Source organism: Psychrobacter sp. G (assembly GCF_000418305.1).
Classification (GTDB): domain Bacteria; phylum Pseudomonadota; class Gammaproteobacteria; order Pseudomonadales; family Moraxellaceae; genus Psychrobacter; species Psychrobacter cryohalolentis.
Genome location: NC_021661.1, coordinates 676,362 through 686,983, shown reverse-complemented (window position 1 = coordinate 686,983; position 10,622 = coordinate 676,362). Strand labels below are relative to the sequence as shown.

The 10,622-nt window shown below is 43.5% G+C and carries 8 protein-coding genes; 3 read left to right on the top strand and 5 right to left on the bottom strand.

Annotated elements, in window-relative coordinates; genetic code table 11:
- Positions 1–3: 3 nt before the first annotated feature.
- The 5 genes from nuoF to ndhC all read right to left on the bottom strand — a co-directional run bounded on the left by nuoF (position 4) and on the right by ndhC (position 5,398).
- The gene (nuoF, locus tag PSYCG_RS02970) at positions 4–1,428 is read right to left on the bottom strand and encodes an NADH-quinone oxidoreductase subunit NuoF (RefSeq protein WP_020442868.1); all 1,425 of its coding nucleotides are present in this window, start codon (positions 1,426–1,428) and stop codon (positions 4–6) included.
- The gene (gene nuoE, locus PSYCG_RS02965; RefSeq protein WP_020442867.1) at positions 1,425–1,934 is read right to left on the bottom strand and encodes an NADH-quinone oxidoreductase subunit NuoE; all 510 of its coding nucleotides are present in this window, start codon (positions 1,932–1,934) and stop codon (positions 1,425–1,427) included. Before nuoE ends, nuoF begins: the two co-directional genes overlap by 4 nt.
- 153 nt (positions 1,935–2,087) lie before the next feature.
- Entirely contained in the window at positions 2,088–3,863 is a 1,776-nt protein-coding gene (gene nuoC / locus PSYCG_RS02960) for an NADH-quinone oxidoreductase subunit C/D (protein ID WP_011512926.1), read from the bottom strand.
- Between the two features lie 130 nt (positions 3,864–3,993).
- Complete coding sequence (locus tag PSYCG_RS02955) at positions 3,994–4,662, bottom strand: NuoB/complex I 20 kDa subunit family protein (RefSeq protein WP_011512925.1); 669 nt, start codon at positions 4,660–4,662, stop codon at positions 3,994–3,996.
- Positions 4,663–4,774: 112 nt separating this feature from the next.
- Positions 4,775–5,398 carry an NADH-quinone oxidoreductase subunit A gene (gene ndhC, locus PSYCG_RS02950; protein ID WP_020442866.1) on the bottom strand — a complete coding sequence of 208 codons (624 nt, stop codon included), beginning with the start codon at positions 5,396–5,398 and terminating at the stop codon, positions 4,775–4,777.
- A 1,010-nt stretch (positions 5,399–6,408) separates the two neighbouring features.
- Between ndhC and PSYCG_RS02945 the strand changes: the two genes are divergently transcribed.
- The 3 genes from PSYCG_RS02945 to dut all read left to right on the top strand — a co-directional run bounded on the left by PSYCG_RS02945 (position 6,409) and on the right by dut (position 10,555).
- Positions 6,409–8,442 (top strand): UvrD-helicase domain-containing protein, encoded by a 2,034-nt coding sequence (locus PSYCG_RS02945; protein WP_020442865.1) that lies wholly within the window; start codon positions 6,409–6,411, stop codon positions 8,440–8,442.
- A 94-nt stretch (positions 8,443–8,536) separates the two neighbouring features.
- On the top strand, positions 8,537–9,940 hold the full coding sequence (gene mgtE / locus PSYCG_RS02940) for a magnesium transporter (RefSeq protein WP_020442864.1): 1,404 nt from the start codon (positions 8,537–8,539) through the stop codon (positions 9,938–9,940).
- A 150-nt stretch (positions 9,941–10,090) separates the two neighbouring features.
- Positions 10,091–10,555, top strand: coding sequence for a dUTP diphosphatase (gene dut / locus PSYCG_RS02935; protein ID WP_020442863.1), 465 nt, complete (start codon positions 10,091–10,093; stop codon positions 10,553–10,555).
- Positions 10,556–10,622 lie beyond the last annotated feature (67 nt).

The window sequence follows — 10,622 nt, the reverse complement described above, 5'->3', positions numbered from 1 at the left end:
TCCTTATTTCACATCTAGCTGTTGATTGGCTGCAGCCTCAATGACATCTTCACCAACCGCCTGTGCTATCTTTTGATCAAACTCAGGACGGAAATATTTAATTGCACTCATCAGTGGTTCCATCGCACCAGGGGCGTGCGCGCAAAAGGTTTTACCGATCCATAAGTCACGGGTTAAACCTTCTAGCTTTTCAACATCGCCAATCTGCCCTTCGCCATCATTGATAGCGGTAAGGATTTTGACGCCCCACGGCAAACCATCGCGGCATGGGGTACACCAACCACACGATTCGCGCTGAAAGAAAATCTCAAGATTACGTACCAATGGCACCATATCTTGCTCTTCATCGACAACCATAAGCAAACCCGTACCCATACGGCTACCCGCTTTTTGAATGGTGTCAAAATCAACGACAGTATCTAAGTGTTCAGCGGTTAAAAAATCCGTTGATGCGCCGCCTGGTAACCAAGCCTTAAGTGTGCGACCTTCCTGCATACCACCTGCGAAATCTTCAATAATCTCACGCGCCGTATAACCAAATGGTAATTCCCAAAGACCGGGGTCATTGACCAAACCAGAACAGCCAAATAGCTTCGTGCCTGGCGTTTCGACCACACCTTTGGCTTTTGGCAGGTCTTGATACCACTTACTACCATGCAGGATAATCGCTGAAACATTATGTAAAGTTTCAACGTTATTGACCACGGTTGGTCGACCCCATGCACCAGCTACCTGTGGAAATGGTGGTTTGGTACGCGGATTAGCACGACGACCTTCTAAGCAGTTAATCAATGCCGTTTCTTCACCGCAGATATAACGACCAGCACCCGTATGCACATGTAAATCAAAACTAAAATCTGAGCCTAAAATATTATCGCCAATTAAGTTATTGGCACGCAATTCTTCAATCGCTGTACTTAAACGCTCTGCCGCTAAGATGTATTCACCACGGATAAAGATATAACCGGCTGTTGCACCAATCGCATAGGCAGAAATAAGCATGCCTTCAATAAGCTGAAGTGGCAAACGCTCCATGAGCAAACGGTCTTTAAACGTACCCGGCTCCATCTCATCAGCATTACAGACTAGATAGCGTGGACCGCCATCAGGTGGTGCCATTAGCGACCATTTAATACCTGCTGGAAAACCTGCACCTCCGCGACCTTTTACCACCGCTTCTTTGATAGTATTTAACGTATCATCTGGCGATTGGTTTAACGCTATCTTTAACGCTTCAAAACCACGTAATGATTCATAAGTGGCCAAATCAAGCACAGCATCATGATGCGCTAAGCGCCATGTCAGTGGTTTGGTTTCACTGGTAGCAGTCGCTCTATCGCCATAGATAGGAATACGCTGTTCATTAAGTTGGCTTGGCGCTTTGCCTTGATTACGAAGAGCAATCTGCTCTGAAACAGTTAATCTCATGCGTATAGCTCCAACAATTGGGCGACTTCTTCAGGCTGGACAGGACCATAGGTATCTTCATCAATCAATACCGCAGGACCTTTGTCACAGTTACCTAAACAGCAAATCGGCAATAGCGTAAAACGACCATCAGCAGTGGTTTGACCATAGTTGATGCCCAGCTGCGACTTTAATTCAGCTGCCAGTGCTTCATAGCCTGTTAAATAACAAGCGACCGAATCACAAACAAGGATGACATGACGACCAACTGGCTGACGATAGATACGGTTAAAGAAGGTTGCTACCCCATCCATATCCGTCATCGGTACATTTAGAATATTAGCAATCGCATTCACTTGTGCATCATTAACCCAGCCGTTACGCTTTTGCACAATTTTCAGCGAATCTAAAGATGCTGCTCGTGGATGGGGATAATGATGCATAAACTCATGGATAGCCGCAATTTCTTCTGCAGTTAAGATACTTGCCACATCTACTTTTGGCATTTTATCGGAAACAATTTTCATAATCTTTTTCTTTCCTCACTCAGCCCACTGTTAAGATTGCGCTCACGGCGCAATGACAGCGTTTTGGTGTGCCAGTTTGGCGATAATATGTTAATGAACGCGTCGTACTTTTAATATATAAACGATAATGATAAACGTATAACCACAGACTTTCTAACGGTCACAATCGGCCATCACAATATCAATTGATGCCAGATACATAATGGCATCGGATACCAATGAACCATTAATGACTGATGGCATCTGCTGCAAATGCGCGAATGTCGGAGTACGGATACGGGTACGATAGCTCATCGTCGCTTTATCCGAGGTGATGTAATAACTGTTTAGACCTTTAGTTGCTTCTACAATCGTTGTGCACTCACCCGCTGGCATCACAGGACCCCAAGAAACAGAGATAAAGTGATTAATCAAGGTTTCGATGTCATTCAAGGTACGGTCTTTTGGTGGCGGTACTGCCAATGGATGATCCGCCTTATAAGGACCTTGCGGCATATTATCCATACATTGACGGATAATACGTAGCGACTGGCGCATCTCTTCGACTTTCACCATACAGCGATCATAAGCATCGCCGTTATAGCCGACTGGTACTTCGAAATCGTAATTCTCGTATCCCATGTACGGACGCGCTTTACGCAAATCAAAATCCAAACCCGTTGCACGCAAACCTGCGCCAGTAACGCCCCATGCCAGTGCTTGCTTAGTATTATATTGGGCAACACCTTGGGTACGACCTTTAAGCACACTGTTTTGCAATGCTGCTTTGACATACTCATCCAAGCGTTTTGGCATCCAATCTAAAAACTCGCGAACCAAACGCTGCCAGCCGCGCGGTAAATCATGCGCTGTACCGCCGATACGGAACCACGCAGGATGCATACGGTAACCGGTTACAGCTTCGATAACGTCATAAGCTTTTTGGCGATCAGTAAACATATAGAATACCGGCGTCATACCACCGGCATCTTGGATAAAGGTACCGACGAACAGCAAGTTATTGGTAATACGGAAAAACTCACTCATCATCACGCGGATGGTTTCAGCACGCGGCGGAATAGTAATACCGGCAAGCTTTTCAACCGACATGATATACGGTAGCTCATTCATTACGCCGCCGAGATAGTCGATACGGTCGGTATAAGGAATAAATGAGTGCCACGTTTGACGCTCAGCCATCTTTTCGGCGCCGCGATGGTGATAGCCAATATCAGGGATACAATCGACGACTTCTTCGCCATCAAGCTGTAGTACCAAACGGAAAGCACCATGAGCGGATGGATGGTTAGGACCAATGTTCAAGAACATAAAATCTTCATCACGACCCGAGCGTTTCATGCCCCATTCTTCTGGGACAAAGCGCAGGTTTTCTTGCTCGTATTGTTGTTTGGCGGTATTCAAGAAATACGGGGTAAATTCAGTTGCCCGCGCATGATATTCTTTGCGCAGTGGATGACCTTCCCAATATTTAGGTAATAAGATACGCGTTAGATGCGGATGTCCTGTAAAGACAATACCAAACATGTCCCAAACTTCACGCTCATACCAGTTGGCATTGGGCCAAATCTGTGTCGCACTTGGGACGTTTAAATCTTCTTCACTGAGCGCCACTTTGATACGCACATCACTATTACGCTCAAGCGACATCAAGTGATAAAACACCGTAAAATCACTGTCAGGTAAACCTTGGCGATGCTGACGTAAACGCTCATCTATCGCTGACAAGTCAAATAACATGACATAAGGTTTTGGCAATTTTCGTAAGAATAAGAGAACGTCTAATAAATCAGCGCGTGCCACCCAAACCGTTGGAATGTCGTCAACCGTGTGCTGCACAACGAACTTACCAGCATATTTTTCTTCCAGCTCTTTGATAACCGCTGGGACAGGCTTGATCTTAGGATCTGTGTTTTCGACTACCGTGACCATGAATGATGTCTTCCTTCATTAATCATAACTGAACCATGACAACCATAATAAAAGATGATAATCATAACCAAACTATGATGAGCGTACGCGCACTTCTAACAATTATTAATAACTACGCCAAAATGCTTAACTAAATGCTATCTGGGCTACGTAAGTTTTTCACAGCGATACGATCTGCTTGCTTACGGTCACGCTCAGGCGTCATCTGCGGCTGATAGACACCCTGATCATTGACATGGATACCCAGCGGACGACGTTCTTTAGTAATAGATTCTTGTAACAACATCAAACCTTGAATCAATGCTTCTGGACGTGGCGGACAACCGGGCACATAGACATCGACAGGGATAATTTTATCCACGCCTTGCACGACCGAATAGATGTCATACATACCGCCCGAGTTGGCACAAGCACCCATCGAGATGACCCATTTTGGCTCAAGCATTTGCTCGTATAGACGTTGAATAACAGGTGCCATTTTAACAAAGCAAGTACCAGCAACAATCATCACATCTGCCTGACGTGGCGAGGCGCGAATAACTTCGGCACCAAAGCGTGACAAATCGTGAACCGCCGTTAAAGTAGTCGCATATTCGACATAACAGCATGAGGTACCAAAGTTAAATGGCCATAATGAGTGCTTACGCCCCCAGTTTGCTGTTGAATGCACAAGATCTTCTAGACGACCCATAAAGACGTTTTTATTGACTTCATCTTCCATTGGATCGTTGACAGTTTGGCTTGTCTGAGCAGGATAGACATCTGCATCAGGGTTGGCTTTTGTTAATGTGTATTTCATAACATACAACCTTTATGTTAAACAAAGTGCGGCAATGATTTGCCCTCACTACTGCCTTAACTTCATTATTAAATAATTTTGTTATTCACTAATTAACACGCACTGTTATTCATTAACGCGTCATTTTATCTGTTTGTGCAGACGTCGCAAAGTCCACAGAAGTGACATTACCCGTGGTATTAATATGATCAATGTTTTGTAAGTGACGACGATTGGTCTCAATATTGTTTGAAACATTAATCTGACCGGAGGACTGCGCAGGTATCTTGCCTGTAGGATCGACCATGAGTTCATCAACACCATCGAACTTGGTGATATCAGCTAAACTAAAGCCTGCGGGTGCAGCATATAGGCGCGCTTTTTTGCGTAACTTATCAGCCGGTGCCCAGTTCATCGCACCCAGACTCAACTCGTATACCAAGCCAATGATCAAGATGGTTATAAATATAGCGGCAGCAGCAAAACCAAGCCAGCCAGCTTCACGAACTGAGACTGCATAAGCATATAAGTAGAGGGCTTCTAGATCAAAAATAACAAAGAAGATCGCCACCAAATAGAATTTGGCAGACAAACGAATACGGGCGTTGCCAGATCCGACAACACCCGCTTCAAATATCTCTTCTTTTTGTGAGCCATGTGAGCGACCGCCAAGTAGACGCGGGACAACCAACATAAACACAACTAGCGCAATGGCGGCTAAAATAAAAGCAATGGCTGACCAATTAAAAGCAGACATGATAATACGTGCTCCTCACCCAATCGAGTGTTACAAGCCGCGCAAGCACCGACCTACATATTAAGGTCGTCAAGCGACAGGCATAACGCAGACGAAAACACAAAGCAACTGTCACTTAAGCAACTGTCACTGTATTTAAGTAACTGTCATTGAGTCACATGTTAGGTTCTGTACTGGTAACAACCAATTATCAAGCTTATTGACGACGATGTCAGATCTGACCAACTGTAGAGTGTCCGCTCTATATGCGGATAAAGGCTGGTCGCCCAACGCATCTTCTAACAACGTAAGATCAACGTATTAAATCAATGTCATATTCGATAGTTTATTTAATTGATTTAATAGCTCATTACACGTGGTCAACAATGACGTGACAACTGGCATAAATTATTTACGTACTATACGCATATCGGCAATCAAAAGCTAGTTTTTAACTGCATTGAGCGGTCACTTTATCGGCAAAAAAAATAGGTTTTTTTATCCGCAAACTATGCTATAGATTATTCATCATCCTGCTCTAAAAACCTTCTAAAAGTTTAAAGAATGTATTATTAATTGACTGCTAACTAAGATGAAAAATCTATATAAACCGCGCAGTTAGTCACAGCTTGTAATTATTTCACTTTCACCTCCATAATGGATAATGCTTAAATCTGACTCCTTATTTTTATTCATGGGAAATGAGCTTGTATTGGCCAAATTTTCGACGGTTTTCATTGAAACAAAATGTTTCTCTATGTCATTTTCCAAGACGTACCTTATATATACCTCATAATCTTATATATTCCACGCTACTAACTCCTGCCCAAAAGCCTTAGTTTTGCTTTATAATAACTCACCTAATTTTGCTCGCAGATTGCCTAAAACTTTAAAATTATTCTGTGAGTTACTCTATTTAAAATGCCAATATGCCCTCTATTTTAACGAATGTATTTTTCGCTTGATGGCATCTAGTGGCATTTTACGATTTACTGCTACCCTCTTTTTGCTTTTGTCTTACAGGTCACGTTATGAGTCAACTTAATCCCAAACAACAAGAAGCCATGCTCTACGTATCTGGTCCGCTACTGGTGTTAGCAGGTGCCGGCTCCGGTAAGACGTCAGTGATTACCCGCAAGATTGCTTATCTGATCGAAGAATGTAATATGCCTGCTGAGCGGATCACGGCGGTGACCTTTACTAATAAAGCGGCGCGTGAAATGAAAGCTCGAGTCAGTAAGCTACTACCGAGTGAAAAGACCCGTGGTCTAACGGTTTCAACCTTTCACCAATTTGGGCTGCAGTTTCTGCGATATGAGCTGCTTCATACGCCATTGAAAGGCAATTTCTCCATTATGGACAGCGACGATAGCAAGCGTTTGCTAATGGAGCTTATGATGCGTGATAACTTAAGCGGCGCTGAAAGTCGTGAGTTGGTTGGTAAAGCAATCAAGATGATTTCTGATTGGAAAAATGATTTGATTGAGCCGGATAAGGCGATGGAAACCTTAGACGATCCAGAAGATATGATTTTTGCGACGCTTTATGCTTTATATGAGCGCAATCTACGGGCTTATAACGCGGTTGATTTTGATGATTTGATTGTCTTACCGACCAAAATACTGCGTGAAAATCGAGAGCTACGTGATAAATGGCAAAACCGTATTCGCTATTTGCTGGTCGATGAATACCAAGATACCAATACCGCTCAGTATGAAATGATTAAGTATCTAGTCGGACCGCAAGGGCGCTTTACGGTCGTTGGTGATGATGACCAATCTATTTATGCATGGCGCGGTGCTAAACCTGAAAATATGGGTTTACTTAAAGAGGATTTCCCAAAATTAAAAATCGTCATGCTTGAGCAAAACTATCGCTCGACTACCCGTATTTTGACCTCTGCTAATGCGGTTATTACCAACAATGAACATTTATTTGAAAAGAAACTCTGGTCAGATAAAGGTCAAGGCGAAAAAATCCGTATTATCAATTGCCGTAATGATGATGATGAGTCTGAGCGTGTCGCCAAAGAAATCGTCACGCATAAATTGCGCTTTGGCAATGAGTGGGAACAATATGCCGTTCTTTATCGCAGTAACTTTCAGGCGCGGATGCTAGAGGCGCAGTTGCGTCAACTGCAAGTGCCTTATAAATTATCGGGTGGTCAGTCGTTCTTTGCTCGTAGTGAGATCAAAGACGTTATGAGCTACTTACGTCTGATTTTAAACCCAGAAGACGACAGTGCATTTTTGCGCGTGATTAATACGCCCAAGCGTGGCATGGGACCAGCCACGCTTGAAAAGCTTGGCTTATTTTCACAAGAACATAGTATCTCGCTACTGGCTTCTTGTACGCATGCTGGTCTTGCCCACGTTTTACCGTCGAAATCTTATAGTACTTTAAAGGAGTTTGGCGACTTTATTGAGCACTATACTCGCGAGCTGGATCAACATCCTGACCCTGTGCCAATTGTCCGTCAAATGATTGATGAAACCGGTTATATTGATTTTGTGCGTAGTGACTCTAAAACACCGCAGCAAGAAAAAAACCGCATTGATAATATCGACATGCTTTATACAAGTATTCAATCGCTGATTAATCGCGCCGAAGAAGACGAAGACCGTACCATTGATACCATCATTCGCAAGCTGGTATTGCTTGATATGCTGGAGCAGCAGCAGGAAGAAGAAAACACCAATAAAGTTAATCTAATGACCTTACATGCGGCAAAAGGCTTGGAGTTTGATTTTGTTTATATCATGGGGCTTGAGGAAGAGATGCTACCACATCGCAACTCTATCCTAAGCGAGACGGTCGAAGAGGAACGGCGCTTGATGTATGTGGGCATTACTCGCGCGCGTCGCGAGCTAACTTTGACACTAGCCACTCAGCGCCGTGCTGGTGGTCAAATGCGCGTCACGTCTGAATCACGATTTTTAGATGAGTTGCCAGAAGATCATATCGATTGGCCTGCCAAAGTAAAAAGACAAAAAGCCACCAAAGATCCCGCAGCAGTTGCTGATGAATACTTGGCTAATATTCGCGCTTTATTGGGCAATCGATAATGTTTAACCATTAAAAAGCTAACAAATATAACTCATTCATTAAGCTTAGCTCTTAGTCATTATTATTTACATATTTTGAAAACTTGGAACTTTTATGCCCGCTCCTACGCCGAATTCTGCACGACCATCGACACGACAGGGAGATTATAATCCGGCTGAATCTAACGCTGAGTATAAACTACTCTATTTGCAAGAGTTGGTTGCGGACAAGGCATATGAGGCGATTACTGAGTTTTTAGGGAAGCAGTCAGAATATGAGATTGCCAACTTACTAGAGTCGTTCCCAACTCAGAGCCGACTACTGATTTGGGCACAAGTCCCAGAGAATATCAAAGGTGAAGTATTAGCTGAGCTAGAGTTTGATACACGCCAGCCATTGATGGAAAATATCTCGTCAAAAGAGATATCACTGTTTACCCAAGATCTTGATGCACAAGATATCTCAGAGATTTTAGACACCGTTACCGAAAGTGTGCGTACTTCAGTGATGGCGACATTGGATGAAGAAATACGTATTCAGGTCAATAAACTCGATACCTATGCCGACTGGGAAGTTGGCAGCTATATGGATCCTGAGCTTATTCAAGTCCAAGAAGACATGACGCTGGCTGATGTTCAAAACTGGCTGCGAGAAGATATTGAGCTGCTTGATGATGAAAGCCAAGAGCTATTGGTTGTCGATCAAAGCCAGCAACTGCTTGGCTTATTAAGTCTCGCTGATTTGATTAAGCATGACCAAAGCACCTTAGTTGCCGATTTGATTGATAGCGCTATTACCATCAATGATCGCTTGGACATTCAAGATGCGGCGGCGATTTTTCGCTCAGAAGACATTCGTTTTGCCCCAGTGATTAACAGCCATGGCGAGCTAGTCGGTCAATTAAACGGTGAGGACATCATGGAAATTATCCAAGATGATGTCGATAGCACCATGAAGAACCTTGCTGGTGTCAGTCAAGATGAAGAGCTGTTTGCGCCTATCTTGACCAGTGCAAAAAGCCGTAGTATTTGGCTTGGTATCAATTTATGTACGGCACTATTAGCTGCGGCTGTAATTGGACAGTTTGAGGAAGTATTGGCACAAGTGGTGGCATTGGCAATTCTCATGCCCGTGGTCGCTAGCATGGGCGGTATTGCAGGCTCGCAGACGCTTACCGTCGTCATTCGCGGTATGGCAATGGGGCAAATCGGTGGCTCTAACCGCGTATGGTTATTAAATAAAGAGCTGTGGGTTGGGGCGATAAACGGTATCATATGGGCGATAATTATGGCGTTTATTGCGCAATTGTGGTTTCATAACATTAAAATCAGCGCGGTCATCGGTCTAGCGATTGCGATTAATATGACCGCTGCCAATGTCTCGGGCATTAGTATTCCACTGATGCTAAAGCGCATGAATATTGATCCGGCATTATCTGCCTCTGTTATCCTAACCACGGTAACGGATATTGTTGGCTTTATGTCGTTTTTGGGCTTGGCAAGTATACTGATTCTTTAATCAATCGCTTATTAAAATTTAGAAAATAAAAGTTAAAAATCATCAGCTATTTATAAAAATAGTTGTTGTTAAGCAATTAAATTTAAAAATTAGGGCACGCCCTAAATTCATTCTGTTTATAAAACCATTAAATCGTTAAGTGAGTGCGTTATGCAAGCTGTACAAGTTAAAGTCTTAAACCCTAAAATCACTGAAGATAAAGCGTTTTCTTTGCCTACTCGTGCCACTGACGGCAGCGCAGGTATTGATTTGCGCGCTTGTATTGATGAGCCTTTAACGATTAAAGCGGGTGCCACCCATTTGATTGGTACTGGTTTGGCGGTTTATATACAAGATCCTAACTTTGCAGGCATGATTTTACCGCGTTCAGGTCTTGGACATAAGCATGGCATTGTTTTGGGTAACTTGGTTGGACTTATCGATGCTGATTATCAAGGTGAGCTGATGGTCAGTATTTGGAATCGTAGCCAGGAAGACTTTGTATTAAGTCCTGCAGAACGCATGGCACAATATGTGGTTGTCCCTGTTGCCCGTCCTGAATTTGAAGTCGTGACAGAATTTAGCGATACCAGTGCGCGCGGTGCTGGTGGTTTTGGACACTCCGGTCGTCAGTAGTAGCTATTCTAAAATAACGATCAGCTATACGCCTAATACTCTTAGACGATTTATTTTTCATCAACCA

Excerpts from the sequence above, each read along its gene's own strand:
- nuoF (WP_020442868.1), bottom strand. The coding sequence starts at position 1,428 with ATGAGATTAACTGTTTCAGAGCAGATTGCTCTTCGTAATCAAGGCAAA.
- nuoE (WP_020442867.1), bottom strand. The coding sequence starts at position 1,934 with ATGAAAATTGTTTCCGATAAAATGCCAAAAGTAGATGTGGCAAGTATC.
- nuoC (WP_011512926.1), bottom strand. The coding sequence starts at position 3,863 with ATGGTCACGGTAGTCGAAAACACAGATCCTAAGATCAAGCCTGTCCCA.
- PSYCG_RS02955 (WP_011512925.1), bottom strand. The coding sequence starts at position 4,662 with ATGAAATACACATTAACAAAAGCCAACCCTGATGCAGATGTCTATCCT.
- ndhC (WP_020442866.1), bottom strand. The coding sequence starts at position 5,398 with ATGTCTGCTTTTAATTGGTCAGCCATTGCTTTTATTTTAGCCGCCATT.
- PSYCG_RS02945 (WP_020442865.1), top strand. The coding sequence starts at position 6,409 with ATGAGTCAACTTAATCCCAAACAACAAGAAGCCATGCTCTACGTATCT.
- mgtE (WP_020442864.1), top strand. The coding sequence starts at position 8,537 with ATGCCCGCTCCTACGCCGAATTCTGCACGACCATCGACACGACAGGGA.
- dut (WP_020442863.1), top strand. The coding sequence starts at position 10,091 with ATGCAAGCTGTACAAGTTAAAGTCTTAAACCCTAAAATCACTGAAGAT.